Here is a 16125-nt window from a genome sequence, read left to right as displayed (position 1 = left end):
AATCAAATAAAAAAACCGCGAATGAATCGCGGTTTTTTTATTTGTCTTAATTTAGACAGCTTAAGGAATTTCATCCTCAAATTCAGGTTTAACCTGAACGATGAAGTCTTGGCGGTTAAGACCACGCCATAATGCAAATGCAGTACCGATATAAATCGAAGAATAAGTACCAACAAATACACCAACAAACATTGCCACAGAGAACCAGTGTAGACCATCGCCACCTAAGAACATCATCGCTAGAACAACCAGCAATAACGTCATTGATGTATGAATGGTACGACGTAAAGTCTCAGTTAACGCAATATCAACGATTTCACGAGGAGTCGCACCGCGAATTTTCCGGAAATTTTCACGGATACGGTCTGACACTACAATGTTATCGTTAAGCGAGAAACCAATAACAGCAAGTACTGCAGCTAACACTGTAAGGTCAAATGGCCATTGGAATAATGCAAAAGCACCAATAATAATGATGATGTCGTGGAATAAAGACATTACGGCACCCATCGCGAGTTTGAACTCAAAGCGGATGGTTACGTAGATCAACATTAAGATAAGTGCAAGTGCAACGGCACCAGCAGAACGAACATAGAGTTCGTTACCAACTTGACCACCAACAGAGTCCACTTTATGAACTTCGGCAGTATTATTTGGTAACTGCACTGCTTTAGTAATCGCATTATTAAGGTCTTCAACCTTAACTTCTTGTACTGGCATGCGCACAAGTAAGTCTTTATTACTACCTAAGGTTTGTACTACAGCATCTTTAAAACCAGCTTTATCGAGTGCCTGAATAACTTCAGACTGATTGGCTGGTTGAGCATAGTTAAGCTCAGCTGAAACACCACCTGTAAAGTCTAAACCGAGGTTAAGACCTTTAGTCGCAATAAAGAAAATACTCGCCAAAGTAATAAGGATCGAGAAGATCGCCGCAGGTTTAGCAATCTTCATAAATGGGATGATTTTTGCATCATCCGGACGACCATATTGTTTTGAATCTTGTTGAGTCACTTTAGTCATCATCGATCTCCTTAAATGCTCAACTTTTTCAAATTACGACGTTTGCCAAAAATGATTTGTACGATTGCACGAGTTACTGTAATTGCAGTAAACATCGAACAAATAATACCGATCATTAATGTCACGGCGAAACCTTTGATTGGGCCTGTACCAATTGCAAACAAGATGAATGCAACAAGGAACGTGGTTAAGTTCGAGTCAAAAATGGTGTTATAGGCTCGATCATAACCGGCCACAATGGCCTGTTTGGGTGAGGCCCCCCAGAGCATTTCTTCTCGGATACGCTCACATATCAATACGTTCGCATCGACCGCCATACCAATGGTAATAACGATACCAGCAATACCCGGTAAGGTCAGAGAAGCTCCAATCCATGACATTACGGTTAAAATCATTGCCAAGTTAAACACAAGAGCAAAATTCGCGATTAAACCGAATACACGGAAGAAAACCACCATCCAGATTGCAACGAGCAAGAAGCCGATTTGAGTAGACAATACACCTTTATCAATATTTTCTTGACCAAGGCTTGGACCTACTACACGCTCTTCAACAAAGTACATTGGCGCAGCTAAAGCACCAGCACGAAGCATTAATGCAAGTTCAGATGCTTCTTGAGGAGAACTTAAACCGGTAATACGGAAAGTCGAACCTAAAACAGCTTGAACTGTTGCAGCGTTAATGACTACAGACTCAGTGTATGGCGTACGAACTTCTGTTTGTGCACCAGTTTTTGGATCTGTGACATAGTTAATTTTTTGCTTGTTCTCGATGAACAATACCGCCATGCGTTTACCAACAGCATTACGGGTTGCATCGGACATCAGCTTACCGCCAGCACTGTCGAGCGTAATATTTACTTCGGCACCGCCAGAGTCCTGACTAAAGCCAGAGCTTGCATTTTGAACACGCTCACCAGTCAAGATTCGGTTACGTTGCAACAAGAGTTGACGGCCGCTATCTAGAGACTCATAAGCAAAAACTTCTGTGCCCGGAGGTAAAGGTTGACCATTATATTTACCCGTATATGGATCGATATATTGATCATTTAAGTCAGAAACTAAACGGAATTCGAGGTTCGCAGTGCGTCCTAAAACACGTTTAGCTTCTGCTGTATCTTGTACACCCGGTAATTCAACAACAATACGGTTGCTACCCTGACTTTGTACCAATGCTTCTGCAACACCAAGTTCGTTAATACGATTACGTAATGTTGTTAAGTTCTGATTTACCGCATATGACTGAATTTCTTGGCGACGTACATCGGTATAAGTAAGCTTTAAAGTAGAACCTGTAGAGCTTGCTAATGCCTGTTGGGTATATTCATTCCCATTACGACGTAAAAAATCCATTGCTGCATCACGGTCAGCATTGTCAGCAAATTGAACAGTGATCACATTATTGGTTAATGCAAGACTATTAAATTTGATCTTGTTTTCACGGAACTGACGACGCAAATCGGTGGCAGAGGTTTCCATACGTTGGGCAACGGCTTTGTCCATATCTACTTCAAGCAAGAAGTGGACACCACCACGTAAGTCCAAACCAAGTTTCATTGGTTTTGCCCCAATCTTTTGCAGCCATTCCGGTGTGGTTGGTGCAAGGTTTAGGGCGACAACATATTCATCACCTAAGTCACGACGTAATACTTCTTTTGCCTTTAACTGCGCTTCAGATGAACTCACACGCAATAGGGCAGCATTATTTGTAAAAGTATTGTCATGGCTCGCAATATTTGCTGTTTTTAAAATTTGCTCTGCTTTTTTCACCACACTTTGATCAATTTGGGTACCAGCTTTGGCACCGGAAATTTGAACAGCGGGCTCATCCGGATATAGACTCGGCAGTGCGTATAATGTACTGATTACCAGAACAACCAGAATCAGTAAATATTTCCATGCAGGGTAACGCATTCGCTTTCTTCTTAAATGAAAAAGCCGTGCTAAAGCACGACTGTTTTATGATTAAAGGTTATTTAGAGTGCCTTCAGGTAATACTGAAATTACGCTGGCACGCTGAATTTTTACTTCTACACCACGGCTAAGTTCAACAACTGCATAGTCACCTTCAATTTTGGTTACTTTGCCCATTAAACCGCCAGCGAAAACAACTTCACTACCAACACCTAAGCTCTCGATTAAAGAACGGTGTTCTTTAGCGCGTTTTGCTTGAGGGCGCCAAATTAAGAAATAAAAGATTGCAACGAATACGACAATCATCAAGATGTTTGGCAAAATACCATTAGTTGGGCCAGCTGCTGGTGCTGCATGAGCAGCAGAAATTAAAAAGCTCATTTTGATTTCCTAAAGTTAAAAATATGAGTCAGATAACTGACATAATCCTAATTCGTTTTGCAATTTACCTTGTCTTGAGGTTGAGCGCAAATCTAGCTTATTCATCAACCGGACATGGTGGAACCTCTAAACCACGACGGGCATAAAAGTCCTGAACAAATTCGTCAAATGTGCCATTGTCTAATGCATCACGCATACCTTCAGTCAAACGTTGGTAATAACGTAAGTTATGAATAGTACCGAGCATAGATGCTAACATTTCTCCACATTTTTCAAGGTGGAATAGATAAGCACGGGTAAAGTTCTTACAAGTGTAACAATCGCAATGTGGATCGAGCGGGCTCTGATCATGGCGATATTTACTATTACGAATACGTACCAGACCATCAGTGACAAAATAATGACCGTTTCGAGCATTACGAGTCGGCATTACACAGTCAAACATATCGACACCACGGCGCACTGCTTCAACGATATCTTCTGGTTTACCAACGCCCATCAAATAACGTGGTTTGTCATGTGGCATTTTATTTGGTAGATAATCTAAAACTTTGATCATCTCTTCTTTAGGTTCACCTACCGATAAACCGCCAATTGCGTAACCGTCAAAGCCGATTTCTAAAAGGCCATTTAAAGACTCATCGCGTAAGTCTTCATACATACCGCCTTGAATAATGCCAAATAGAGCATTGTGATTTTTGAGCTCATCATGATGATGGGTTTTACAACGTTTTGCCCAGCGTAAAGAAAGCTGCAATGATTTTTGAGCTTCTTCATGTGTCGCAGGGTAAGGTGTACATTCATCAAAAATCATCACGATGTCAGAGTTCAAGACCTGCTGAATTTCCATAGAAATTTCAGGAGATAAAAATACTTTTGAACCATCAATCGGTGAGCGGAAAGTAACACCTTCCTCTTTGATTTTGCGCATTGCACCAAGACTAAAAACTTGGAAACCGCCAGAGTCAGTCAAAATTGGCTTATTCCATTTAATAAAGTCATGCAGGCCGCCGTGTTCTTTAATCACTTCAAGACCTGGGCGCAAATATAGATGGAACGTATTTCCTAAAATAATTTGTGCCTGAATGTCTTCGATGTCACGAGGTAACATGCCTTTGACTGTGCCGTAAGTCCCCACTGGCATAAAAACAGGTGTTTCAACAACACCATGCTCTAAAGTTAAACGACCACGACGGGCGCGCCCCGACTGACCTAATTTTTCAAACTTCATCTAAAAATCCTGAACACGAGCAGAGGCGAAGAAACAGTTCGCTGCTAAAAAGAGGGCTATTTTCCTTGATTCTGCGACGTAGTTCTACTACTAAATGTAGCTGGTTATAAAATAGATAAATTTCCGATAACTTGGAGACTATTTTCTTCCTATTAAAAATTAGGTTTATAGTCAAAATTCTCATTAACAAGATTATCCTTAAAAGGACGAATCGCTTTCTTGGATAAAGTTAAAGTGTTAATAAGATTATTAGGGAATACTTCAATCTGGTTGTTGAACAGCTCGACATTGCGGTTAAAAATGCTAATTGCTGCACCAACATTTTCATTCTGTTCCTGAATGTCATCCATCATTTTGCTATAGAGTGAATCAGCTTTAAGCTCTGGATAATTTTCAACAACAACGTTTAAGCTTCGAATAAGTTCTTGGCTCATTTTCTCGATCTGTTGTAGCTGAGAAATATCAGTGTTATTCACATTTAAATTAAGAATTTGCTGACGTAATTCAGTGACTTTTTCCAATGTCGATTTTTCAAACTGAGTATATTGATTGAGCGTTGATTCGAGAGATTCCAAGGTCTTTACTTTTTGACGCTCGAAATTGGCAACTTCAGCCCAAGCTCTTTTAGTCGCATTAAAGTAACGTACGATGGTGTTACGGATGTGAACGCCCCAGACAATCAGTACGACGAATATCCCCAAGAAAATAAATAAACCTGTCATTTTCACTCCTCTTATTTTTATTCTCTCATTGAGCCTTTTAACTTCTTATTTTTTGATAAGTTGCCAGTTCAGCGCTACGAGAGATTTATTTAATTAAATTAAGCATTAATTGCTGAAATTTTTCATATTGCGGTATAGTCATGGTACGTAAGTGTCCACGTAATGTTGAAACATCATGAATTTCAATTTGCTTGCTGGTGGTCTGAAAAAGATCTTGTTCACCGAGATAACACAAAATTTGCTCTTCATGATGATAAATTAAATCACCTTTAAAGTGCTGAAAAAAATCATTTAATTTTAAAGTTAAACTCGGACTGACTTCGTTGGCTAACTGGTGTTGATTAACCCCGAAAATATTAAGTTCTTGGTTAATTAAAATATCGCTACTTTGCCATTTACTGCTGTAGGGAGTAAAAAAACGAGAACGTTGGTTACTTATAGCAATACCTAATGCAGGCATTTGAAATATAAAAGCGCCCCATAGATCTCTATGGATCTCTTTAACTATTTTTTTATCACTATCTTGATTTTGAAGAATGGGTAAATTATTTACATAGTGATATTTGAACAGCAGAACTTGATGTTCCGTAATGCCATCATCCCACGTAGTGGAAGCAAACTGATTAATTTCATTAGATTTATTACCCCGATTAAACAGTGGAAAGTGTTGCTTTAATTTGCTTAAGACTAAAATTGGTTGAGATTGAATAGGAAGATAGGCCGGTAACTGTTGAAACCGTAATCCATAACGTAAAGTAGTGATACGTTCTTCTAAATAGTGAATGACTTCGCTTAGAGGTTTTTGCGGTTCATAGAGCAAATAGGCCAGAAAACCAGTTAAAAATGCCCATAAGAGGATCAAAATATATTGAATATGAGGATGAAAAAAGTATCCAAATAATAAAGTCGTAATACTGCAAATACCTAACAAATACGGTAATACATTAACAAAACGAAGGTTAGGATCTTCACGCCATGGATGTAACGCATTTAAGAGCTCTTGATCTGTTTGTGACTTTTGTCCAGCATCCCAAAGTCGAGCAATATTGCGAAAAACCTGTGTATTTTTCTTACGTCTTATATGCAGAGCTTCTTGTAAGGTATCAATTGGCATGGAAGTAATGAGGTCATTATCATAAAGTGCTATTTTTAGATTATCTTTTAAATTGAATGAGATAAATAGAAATAAGTTATAAATAATTACTTTTATGATTTCGGCATTTGAGTTTCATTAATGAAATGCTGCAATGTGTTTGCAAATTGCTCAAACTCTGGCATTGAAAGTGTTGTAAGACATTCGGCAAGCTCGCGTACACTAGCGCCATATAAACTTTGCTGGCGTAAAAGATTTACATTACAGAGCCAACATAATGCAGATGTTTCAGGGTGTACATAGAAATCCCCAGGAAAATCTTCCAACATTTTTTCTAATAATAACAAACGGTCAGGGCTTAGAAACTTTACTAAATCCAACTCATTAATTCCGCTCTGTTGATATTTTTGATTAAAACGGATATCACTTGATTCCCAAGCTACACCTAAGCGACAAGCCTTTTTCTGTTGACTTGAAATACTGACTCCGCGAACTGGAAAATTCTCTAAAATGACGCCGTATAAATTATAGCTAACATCTTTTAGTTCCCATTTACCTTTTGAATTATAAGCCATCTCTCGATTGATATAATGGTATCTAAAGATTTTATAGGGATGAATTGTTTCTCTTACTTGCCACTTGCCGTGTATTGCAGTTAAAACTGAATTTTGTTGATTGCCTAACTTAAACAAAGGAAAGTCTGAAGCGGATGTTCCTTCTTTTGTTAGGTTATCTTCAGTTGCAAATTTGAAATTATATTTATGTTCATAATAATAAATTTGGATATCTTGAAGTAGGCAAATCAGTTCGGCCGTTGACGCTCTATGGTAAAAACCATAAAAGATCGCAAGAATGGCGAAAGGGAAGAAGTAAATCGAGATTAAAAAGCCTAATGCCATACAAACTAAGGCGAAAATTGTAGCATTCCAAAAAATATAATTTCGAATATCAAGTTGTTGGGTGCCTGCCCAATTCTTTAATGAATGAATAAGCAACTCAGGTGGTAATTCCTGATTAAGTAAATTTCTTAACGCTTCAATATTTTTTAAAGTAATTTTGTTGTGCGTATTTTGATTATCAAAAGTATTTCGAACTTTCTGGAAGATAGGATTCATAAATTTTTTTATTAATTAAAATAGTATCTAGATCAGCTGGGTTAAATCTCGAATCAACTTATAGGTTTAACCCAGCTTTAATTTTTAAACTTCTAGCTTATCAATCAGCATTGCATCACCATAGCTAAAGAAACGATAGCGGCTTTTAACTGCATGTTCATAGGCAGCTAAAATGTTGTCTCGATTTGAAAGTGCTGACACCAACATGAGTAGAGTAGACTCTGGTAAATGGAAGTTAGTAATTAAACGGTCTACGATGCAGAACTCATAACCTGGATAGATAAAGATTTGCGTGTCGCCAGTCCAAGTTGCAATTTTACCACCATGAGCTTGAGCTGCACTTTCTAAAGCACGTGTCGCAGTTGTACCAATCGCAATTACTTTATTGCCGCGTGCTTTAGTCGCCAAAATTAAATCAATGGTTTCTTGAGGTACATCACACCATTCACTGTGCATGACATGATTAGTAATGTCATCAGTACGAACAGGCATAAATGTGCCAGCACCGACGTGTAAAGTCACAAAAGATTTTTGAACATTTTTTTGCTCTAACTTTGCTAGTAACTCTTCGTCAAAGTGCAAGCTCGCAGTAGGTGCTGCAACACTGGCAATTTTTTCAGGATTATGGAAAACCGTTTGATAGCGTTCAGTGTCAATTTCTTCTGCTTCACGGTTAAAGTAAGGCGGAATAGGCAACTGACCATATTGCTCAAGAACAGGCAAAATTGGCTGTGAAAACTCAACCACAAATAAATTTTCGTGACGGCCACGTACAATCACAGGAATATTGTCTGCACCAACAAAAAGCTCCGCACCTGCTTTAGGTGAGTTGCTAGATTTAATATGACAATACGCTGTAGTGTGGTTCAGCATACGCTCAACCAAAATCTCAATCGCACCGCCTGTAGAGCGTTTTCCTTTAAGTCGAGCTTTCATGACCTTGGTGTCATTAAGCACCAACAAATCACCCTCTTCGAACAGATCGATAATGTCTGTGAACATGTGATCGTGATATTGACCCTTTGAGTCTAGGTGCAACAACCGCGAAGCACTACGTGATTCGAGAGGGTAACGGGCAATAAGTTCATCAGGTAATTCAAAGGAAAAGTCAGACAGTTGCATATTTAGAAAAAACACCGCAAAAATTGGGCCTAGTATAAACTTTTTCGCTTTTTTATGGCTGTGCTTATGGCCTAAATCATGAAAAATGTTTAAGTGATCTAAAAGTGAACGATAATATTCACTTAGGGTTTGACAAGTTTTACAAACGCGCTAATATACGCAACACAAACATACTTCCTCTCCCGAGGTGGTGAAATTGGTAGACGCGGCGGACTCAAAATCCGCTGTCAGAGATGACGTGTCGGTTCGAGTCCGACCCTCGGGACCATATTCAGAATCTTATGATTCTACGAAAACCCCTAAGTTAACGGCTTAGGGGTTTTTTGTTGGGTATAAAAAGTAGATAGAGCTTAAGAAATTATGAAATGAGTATTTGATCCCGAGGGTCGGACTCGAATTTCTAGCTATAAATTTAGAGCTTATAAAAATCTTTCATTTTTTAAGCTCAAGAAGTTCTTGTTTAAATACCAAACACGTTTGATAAAAGCGAAACTGAGTAAGAATCTAACCTCGTATTCAAAATAATATTTTTGACCATCTTTAATGGTATTCTGAACTCGCATTTCTAACATCATACAACTGTCTACCTTCAAATATTTGTTGTATTTTCCTCAAGCATACCCACTTTATGTATCTGAAAACCTTTAATTGAAACTTCACATTTCTATTTTGAAAAGATCGTTGCTCTTTTAATGTACTGTGTTAAAGTTTGTAGTAGATCATAATGATTATAAGTACATTTCTTGAGAGCGGTTCCGACCAAAAACGACAAAATCTGTGAGGCGGGCAATGACATTCCAACGTTTAGAACTAAATCAGGTTGAGCAGTTAAGTGCTTGTAGGATATCTCTGTTGCTTGGATTAAACGCCGAGCAGAACTACATCGAACAATTTTTCCGGTTTAGTCTTCGTCTTTTGAATTGTAAAAAAGCCTTATTGACTTTTAATCAGGAACCCTACTTTTGGCACCGTTGCCCTGAAGGCATGACGGCAATCTCGTTTAAACCATCAAAGCATTTAAAACAGTGCTTCGCCAAACAACAGACCATTAATCACTTACATCCTTCATATCAAAATTTAATCAACTATTTAAAAGAATTAAATATTGAGTGCAGCAGGGCATTGGCCGTGCATCTTTTACACCCTGATAAAACCTCAATGGGGTTTGCTGTCTTTTTCGATGATGATGCGTCAACTTTTGAAGATGATGATATTCAATTATTGCTCGATTATTGTTCTAGTTTTATGCAACAAGTCGAGTTGAAGTTTAACTACGAAGAGTTAAATGAATTATACGAGCAACAAGTGGCACTTAATTCGAGTAAAACAAAATTTTTCTCGATTATTTCGCATGACTTACGTGCGCCTTTTCATGGATTGCTCGGATTTTCTGAGGTACTCGCTAAAGAGCGTGAAACTTTAGATGAATCTAGTATTCAAAATATTGCAGACTATTTATATGACACCTCACAGTCGACCTATAACTTACTTGAAAGTTTGCTGACATGGGCGATGGCAGAGGGTGGGCGTTTTGTCTATCACCCGATTAACTTTAAACTTAGACAAGTCAGCAATATCGTTTGCGATGTATTGCACACTTTAGCTTTAAAGAAAAATATTGAACTGGTCAATGCTGTTCCGGATGATTTAAACATCTACGCCGATATCAATATGATGACCTCTGTAATTCAAAACTTGGTATCAAATGCGCTGAAATTTACCGATGTTGATGGATCAGGCAAAGTCTTTATTGAAGCTCAACAAGCGGATACAAATGTAGAAATTACTGTTCGAGACACAGGTCTAGGCATGACCGAACAACAAATGGCAAATTTATTCCATCCACGTATTACTGCTAGCTTTAAAGGCACTGCAGGGGAAAAAGGTGCTGGTTTGGGTTTGAGTCTTTGCAAGCGTTTTGTCGAGATTAATCAGGGGCAAATTACTGTTGATTCTAAAGAAGGGGTAGGAACGACATTTAAAGTTCTATTACCTTCAGCTCAAGAAAGTCATGAAGTACATACCGAACATCATTCTTCATCAGAAGCAAAATTAGTCTAATCCCTTTTCCTACCACTACTCGAACTGCTATAACTAAAAACAGAGTACGAGGAAAAGAGCTTTTTATATGAATGCGGAGCAGTTACAAAAAACATTGCGTGCCAGTCAGTACGCAGAACAAGTTTTAGGTTTGCATCAAGCTGTTTTAGAACAAGATTATCAAATAGATCAATTTACTGCACCGCTCTCGACCAAACAGATTTACCAGTTTGTACAGACCACGCTAGATGGGATTGCTGATGAAACGCTTTGGATGCGCGGAATGCGCATTTTACGTAGCCGTTTAATGTTCCGCTGGATCTGGCAGGATGCCAATCAGCTGACTGATGTTGTCACACTCACTCGTGAACTTTCTGATTTTGCCGATGCCAGTATTTGTGCAGCAAAGGATTTTGCGCGTGTCACACTTGTGGCGAAACACGGTGAACCTGTGAGTTACTCTGGCAAAGTTCAAGATTTGATTGTTGTTGCCATGGGTAAACTTGGTGCTCAAGAGCTTAACTTGTCGAGTGATATCGACTTAATTTTTGCCTTTGATGAGCAAGGTGAAACCAACGGTCGCAAATGTATTGATGTACAGCAGTTCTGTATTTTGTGGGGACAAAAACTCATTTATTTGCTTGAACACATTACTGCCGATGGTTTTGTATTTCGAGTTGATATGCGCTTGCGTCCTTGGGGAGACGGTTCGGCACTAGCGATTAGTCATGCAGCTTTAGAAAAATATTTAAGTCAACATGGCCGTGAGTGGGAGCGCTATGCTTGGATTAAAGCGCGCGTTGTCACTGGGGGAAAAGAAGGACAAGACTTATTGGAAATGACACGTCCTTTTGTATTTCGTCGTTATGTCGATTACACCGCTTTTGCTGCCATGCGTGATATGAAAGCGATGATTGAGCGCGAAGTCTTACGTCGTCATATTGAGGATGATATTAAACTCGGAGCGGGTGGTATTCGCGAAATTGAGTTTATTGTTCAGGTCTTCCAGCTTATTTATGGCGGGTCTAAACGTGAGTTACAAGACCGTCAATGTTTAGTTAGTCTTGAGCACATTGGTGAAGCTGGCTTATTAGAAAAACAAGCTGTATTAGAACTTGAAGATGCTTACCTATTCTTACGCCGTGTTGAACATGCAATTCAAGCTCTCAACGATCAGCAAACCCAATTATTACCAGAAGAATTGGACTTAAGACAACGCATTATTGATACCTTAGATTTCGCTAGCTGGAATGAGTTTCTTGATGTTCTTAATGAGAAACGTCAAAAGGTAAAAGTTCAATTTAAGCAGCTCATTGAAGATACCAGCTCTAATGCAGCAACTGAAAATTTCGGACAGTTAGAGCAGCAGTTAGATGAAGTGTTGGATGACAATGCGAGAAATCTGATTCATGAGTTTTGGCATGGTCATGCACTTAAGAAACTCCCTTCAAATGCTGTGCAGCGTTTAAAAACCTTCTGGCCTCATTTAATTGAAGCCATCTTGCAATCAGAACAACCACAAACTGCACTGTTGCGCTTAATGCCACTGATTGAATCAGTCATGCGTCGAACCGTGTATTTGGTGATGTTGATTGAAAGTAAGGGGGCACTGCAACGCTTAGTGAAAATGGCGACGGTGAGTCCGTGGATTTGTGAAGAGCTAACGCAATATCCAGTACTGCTGGATGAGTTCTTATCGATGGATTTTGAGTTACCAAAACGTAAGGACTTAGAAGACTCATTACGTCAGCAATTGCTTCGTATTGAGATTGATCAGGTCGAAGACCAAATGCGAGCACTTCGCCTGTTTAAAAAGAGCAATGTGTTAACTGTTGCTGCAAGTGATGTGTTAGCTGAAAGCCCATTAATGAAAGTATCTGATGCATTGACTGATATTGCTGAAGTCAGTGTAAACGCAACTCTCCATTTAGCTTATCAGACAGTGGCGAAGCGTCATGGTTACCCAAAGGACGTTGATGGGAAACGCTGCTCACTCGACTACAAAGCTTTTGCTGTCATTGGGTATGGCAAAGTGGGGGGGATTGAACTGGGCTATGGTTCTGACTTAGACCTTGTCTTTATTCATTACTTAGATGAACAAGCTGATACGGATGGAACCAAGTCAATTAGTGGCTTTGAATTTGCTATGCGTGTTGCTCAAAAGTTTATGTCTTTGATGACTACGCAAACGCTAGATGGTCGTGTCTATGAAATTGATACACGCTTAAGACCTTCAGGTGAGGCAGGTTTACTGGTAACGAGTCTGAAAGCCTATGAGCACTATCAGTTGAAAAGTGCATGGCTTTGGGAGCATCAGGCATTAGTTCGAGCACGCTCTATTGCTGGCGATGAAGCGCTTTGCCAGAAATTTGAAATATTTCGCCGCGAGATATTGACTCAATCTAGAGATGAGGCTTATGTTCGTGAAGAAGTGTTGAAAATGCGTCAGAAAATGAAAGATCACCTAGGTTCGTCTTCTGAACAAAAAAAACATGGTATTTTTCATTTAAAACAGGACGCAGGTGGTATCGTCGATATCGAATTTATGGCACAGTATGCTGTACTTGCATGGAGCGGGACGAAACCCGATCTCGCCCATTATTCTGATAATGTAAGAATATTAGAAGATGCTGCTAAAGCAGACTGCTTATCCAGTGAAGATGCCACAGCATTAATTCGAGCCTATCTTAGTGAACGTGCCGAAAGCCACCGTTTAGCCCTTGCAAATCAATCCATGCAAGTCAGCGCAGCGGACTGGCGTAGTACCCGTGCGGTCGTTTGCAATTTATGGCAAAGATTAATAGACCCAACCGCCTCGGTTGAGTTGGATAGTGAATGATTTTATAACAATTTGGAGTGTTCCATGAATTTGGCTGATCGTGATGGTTTTATTTGGCAAGATGGAAAATTAATTGATTGGCGTGATGCAAAGATTCACGTTTTAACCCATACATTACACTACAGTATGGGCGTATTTGAGGGTGTTCGTGCTTATGAAACACCTAAAGGTACAGCGATTTTCCGTCTTCAAGACCACACAAAACGTTTGTTAAATTCAGCAAAAATTTATCAAATGAAAGTGCCGTATGATCAAGCAACGCTTGAACAAGCACAAATTGATGTTGTTCGTGAAAATAAATTAGCTTCTTGCTATTTACGCCCGTTGATCTGGATCGGTTCAGAAAAACTTGGTATTGCAGCAACAAATAACACGATTCATGCCGCTGTTGCTGCATGGGCGTGGGGTGCATACCTTGGTGATGAAGCGATGGCTAAAGGTATTCGCGTTAAAACGTCATCATTTACTCACCATCATCCAAACGTGACGATGTGTAAAGCAAAAGCATCTGGTAACTACACGTTGTCAATTCTTGCTCACCAAGAAGTTGCACATTCTGGTTACGATGAAGCAATGTTAATGGACCCACAAGGTTATGTATGCCAAGGTTCAGGTGAAAACGTATTCTTAATTAAAGATGGCGTTTTACACACTCCAGATATCGCTGGTGGTGCGCTTGATGGTATTACACGTCAAACTGTAATGACAATCGCTAGAGATCTTGGTTACCAAGTTGTTGAGCGCCGTATTACACGTGACGAATTCTATATTGCAGACGAAGCATTCTTCACAGGTACTGCTGCTGAAGTAACACCAATTCGTGAATACGATGACCGTCAAATCGGTTCGGGTACTCGTGGCCCAATTACCACTGAAATCCAAAAAACTTACTTTGATGCGGTTCAAGGTAGAAATCCGAAATATGAACACTGGTTAACTTACGTAAAATAAGTTAATCCGTTAACATAAAAAGGCGAACATAAGTTTCGCCTTTTTATTTTTTGGCTTAGGGAGCTTCTATGCATATTGTCTATGTGTCTGATGGAAAGGCAGGACACCGCTCACAAGCATTAGGCTTGTTTCAGGCAATGCAAAGACAACAGCCAGAAACAACTTTTGAAGAGGTCTTAATTGCTGATTTACCTATTATTTCTTTAATTAAGACACTCTTCTCTTCAAAAAAATCCTTATTTAAACAAGTGCCCGATTTTATATTTGGAGTGGGAAGCCACACACATTTTCGTGTCTGGTTGCTCGGCAAAATTTTTAGAAAAGCAAAAACCATTATTTTGATGAAGCCTAACTTACCTGTAGCTTGCTTTGATTATGCTGTTATTCCGGAGCATGACGGTATTCACGCCGATAACCATGTGATTGTCACGCGTGGTGCATTAAACCCCATCCGTAATGAAAATCGCCATCAAACCGCGAGAGTTTTAATCGCTTTAGGTGGTTCATCTAAACGACATCAATGGAACCAAAATAAAGTATTAACCAGTGTTCAAAAAATTGTTGAGAATAATCCAGACGCTGAAATTATTCTGACCACTTCACGTCGAACACCAGCAGAGTTTATTGATATTTTAAGACAACAAAGTTTTGCCCAGCATTTACAAATATTTCCGGTTGAGCAAACACCTCAAGGCTGGATTTTTGAAGAGATGCAAAAAGCAGAAGCTGTATGGGTAACAGAAGATAGTGTTTCTATGGTTTTTGAAGCACTTACTGCGGGTTGTCGCGTAGGGGTCATAGCAATCGATCGGTTGAAAGACGATAGAATTACGCACTCGATTGATCAAATGATAGAATCACAACTAATTTCACAGAATACTTGTGTCGTACAGTTGCCACAACCTTATGCTTTTAAAGAAGCAGACCGTGTGGCAACATATCTTTTAGCGAAATAATGAGTTTGGCATTGTGTTTTATATCCTGATTTTACTGGTCTTGCTTATTGTGTTATTTAGCTATAAGTATGCGTGGTGGAAGCCAGCAGTGGATTGGAATCGACCACGTGTATTGATGTATCACATGGTACGAGACCATATTAATGGTGCCAAATTTAATAAGCTTCGGGTCAAGCCCGCTGAGTTTGAAAAGCAAGTTGCCTGGATGAAAGCGCAAGGCTTCCATTTTGTAACGATGCACGAATTGCAAGAGAACTGGGGAAAGCACCCAGCCAAAACAGTTGCCATTACCTTTGATGATGGTTATTTAGACAACTTACAAAATGCTTATCCCATTTTAGAAAAATATCAGGCCAAGGCAACCATATATGTGGTGGTTGATCGTCATGATCGTGATTGGTCAACCTATAAAAAAGAACATCATAATAGTGGTGAACTCATGCGTGAGGCTAAGTTGAATGATGCTCAAGTCAAGCAACTGGCAGATAGCGAACTGATTGAAATTGGTTCACATACGTTAACGCATGCTAATTTAAACAAACTGGATGATACGGATTGTTTAAAAGAACTATCAGATTCAAAGCAGTGGCTTGAACAACTGATAGAAAAACCAGTAACCAGTTTTGCTTATCCATTTGGTATTTACTCAGACCGAGATGTTAAACTGGCAAAACAGTCAGGGTATAGCAATGCAGTGACCACAATGGAAGGCATTGATGATGAACAGCCGGACTTTATG

General features: G+C 39.3%; 13 protein-coding genes and 1 tRNA gene. 6 read left to right on the top strand and 8 right to left on the bottom strand.

Going from position 1 to position 16125, the window contains the following annotated elements; genetic code table 11:
* Positions 1-60: 60 nt before the first annotated feature.
* From secF to queA, 8 genes are all read right to left on the bottom strand, one after another.
* A complete protein-coding gene (gene secF / locus ACXM0J_RS17580) occupies positions 61-1026 on the bottom strand; it encodes a protein translocase subunit SecF (protein ID WP_025470453.1) in 966 nt (321 codons plus the stop codon).
* Positions 1027-1034: 8 nt separating this feature from the next.
* Positions 1035-2936 (bottom strand): protein translocase subunit SecD, encoded by a 1902-nt coding sequence (gene secD / locus ACXM0J_RS17575; protein WP_479750699.1) that lies wholly within the window; start codon positions 2934-2936, stop codon positions 1035-1037.
* A gap of 51 nt (positions 2937-2987) precedes the next feature.
* A complete protein-coding gene (gene yajC / locus ACXM0J_RS17570) occupies positions 2988-3317 on the bottom strand; it encodes a preprotein translocase subunit YajC (protein ID WP_002116168.1) in 330 nt (109 codons plus the stop codon).
* 97 nt (positions 3318-3414) lie between these two features.
* Entirely contained in the window at positions 3415-4548 is a 1134-nt protein-coding gene (tgt, locus tag ACXM0J_RS17565; protein ID WP_002116306.1) for a tRNA guanosine(34) transglycosylase Tgt, read from the bottom strand.
* Positions 4549-4700: 152 nt separating this feature from the next.
* On the bottom strand, positions 4701-5270 hold the full coding sequence (locus ACXM0J_RS17560; protein WP_046813346.1) for a LemA family protein: 570 nt from the start codon (positions 5268-5270) through the stop codon (positions 4701-4703).
* An 85-nt stretch (positions 5271-5355) separates the two neighbouring features.
* Positions 5356-6384, bottom strand: coding sequence for a hypothetical protein (locus ACXM0J_RS17555; protein WP_086265236.1), 1029 nt, complete (start codon positions 6382-6384; stop codon positions 5356-5358).
* A 92-nt stretch (positions 6385-6476) separates the two neighbouring features.
* Complete coding sequence (locus ACXM0J_RS17550; protein WP_086265235.1) at positions 6477-7478, bottom strand: hypothetical protein; 1002 nt, start codon at positions 7476-7478, stop codon at positions 6477-6479.
* 84 nt (positions 7479-7562) lie between these two features.
* Positions 7563-8600 (bottom strand): tRNA preQ1(34) S-adenosylmethionine ribosyltransferase-isomerase QueA, encoded by a 1038-nt coding sequence (gene queA / locus ACXM0J_RS17545; protein WP_086265234.1) that lies wholly within the window; start codon positions 8598-8600, stop codon positions 7563-7565.
* A 181-nt stretch (positions 8601-8781) separates the two neighbouring features.
* Between queA and ACXM0J_RS17540 the strand changes: the two genes are divergently transcribed.
* From ACXM0J_RS17540 to ACXM0J_RS17515, 6 genes are all read left to right on the top strand, one after another.
* Positions 8782-8868: transfer RNA gene (locus ACXM0J_RS17540), tRNA-Leu, on the top strand.
* Positions 8869-9389: 521 nt separating this feature from the next.
* The gene (locus ACXM0J_RS17535) at positions 9390-10661 is read left to right on the top strand and encodes a sensor histidine kinase (RefSeq protein ID WP_086265233.1); all 1272 of its coding nucleotides are present in this window, start codon (positions 9390-9392) and stop codon (positions 10659-10661) included.
* Positions 10662-10728: 67 nt separating this feature from the next.
* Entirely contained in the window at positions 10729-13479 is a 2751-nt protein-coding gene (gene glnE, locus ACXM0J_RS17530) for a bifunctional [glutamate--ammonia ligase]-adenylyl-L-tyrosine phosphorylase/[glutamate--ammonia-ligase] adenylyltransferase (protein ID WP_086265232.1), read from the top strand.
* Between the two features lie 24 nt (positions 13480-13503).
* On the top strand, positions 13504-14430 hold the full coding sequence (locus tag ACXM0J_RS17525) for a branched-chain amino acid transaminase (protein WP_086265231.1): 927 nt from the start codon (positions 13504-13506) through the stop codon (positions 14428-14430).
* A 68-nt stretch (positions 14431-14498) separates the two neighbouring features.
* Positions 14499-15386: a mitochondrial fission ELM1 family protein gene (locus tag ACXM0J_RS17520; RefSeq protein WP_086265230.1), complete on the top strand. Its 888-nt coding sequence runs from the start codon at positions 14499-14501 to the stop codon at positions 15384-15386.
* Between the two features lie 13 nt (positions 15387-15399).
* Positions 15400-16125: polysaccharide deacetylase family protein (locus ACXM0J_RS17515; RefSeq protein ID WP_479750696.1), on the top strand; the 726-nt coding region annotated here is incomplete at its 3' end.

Source organism: Acinetobacter sp. GRABPA_MV_2 (assembly GCF_056725885.1).
Note: the sequence above shows the minus strand (reverse complement) of the source record. Positions and strands in the feature narration are given on the sequence as shown.

Bases quoted from the DNA above. Each gene is read 5' to 3' on its own strand.
- ACXM0J_RS17555 (WP_086265236.1), bottom strand. From the start codon at position 6,384: ATGCCAATTGATACCTTACAAGAAGCTCTGCATATAAGACGTAAGAAA.
- ACXM0J_RS17525 (WP_086265231.1), top strand. From the start codon at position 13,504: ATGAATTTGGCTGATCGTGATGGTTTTATTTGGCAAGATGGAAAATTA.
- ACXM0J_RS17535 (WP_086265233.1), top strand. From the start codon at position 9,390: ATGACATTCCAACGTTTAGAACTAAATCAGGTTGAGCAGTTAAGTGCT.
- tgt (WP_002116306.1), bottom strand. From the start codon at position 4,548: ATGAAGTTTGAAAAATTAGGTCAGTCGGGGCGCGCCCGTCGTGGTCGT.
- ACXM0J_RS17520 (WP_086265230.1), top strand. From the start codon at position 14,499: ATGCATATTGTCTATGTGTCTGATGGAAAGGCAGGACACCGCTCACAA.
- yajC (WP_002116168.1), bottom strand. From the start codon at position 3,317: ATGAGCTTTTTAATTTCTGCTGCTCATGCAGCACCAGCAGCTGGCCCA.
- ACXM0J_RS17560 (WP_046813346.1), bottom strand. From the start codon at position 5,270: ATGACAGGTTTATTTATTTTCTTGGGGATATTCGTCGTACTGATTGTC.
- ACXM0J_RS17550 (WP_086265235.1), bottom strand. From the start codon at position 7,478: ATGAATCCTATCTTCCAGAAAGTTCGAAATACTTTTGATAATCAAAAT.
- glnE (WP_086265232.1), top strand. From the start codon at position 10,729: ATGAATGCGGAGCAGTTACAAAAAACATTGCGTGCCAGTCAGTACGCA.
- secD (WP_479750699.1), bottom strand. From the start codon at position 2,936: ATGCGTTACCCTGCATGGAAATATTTACTGATTCTGGTTGTTCTGGTA.
- secF (WP_025470453.1), bottom strand. From the start codon at position 1,026: ATGATGACTAAAGTGACTCAACAAGATTCAAAACAATATGGTCGTCCG.
- queA (WP_086265234.1), bottom strand. From the start codon at position 8,600: ATGCAACTGTCTGACTTTTCCTTTGAATTACCTGATGAACTTATTGCC.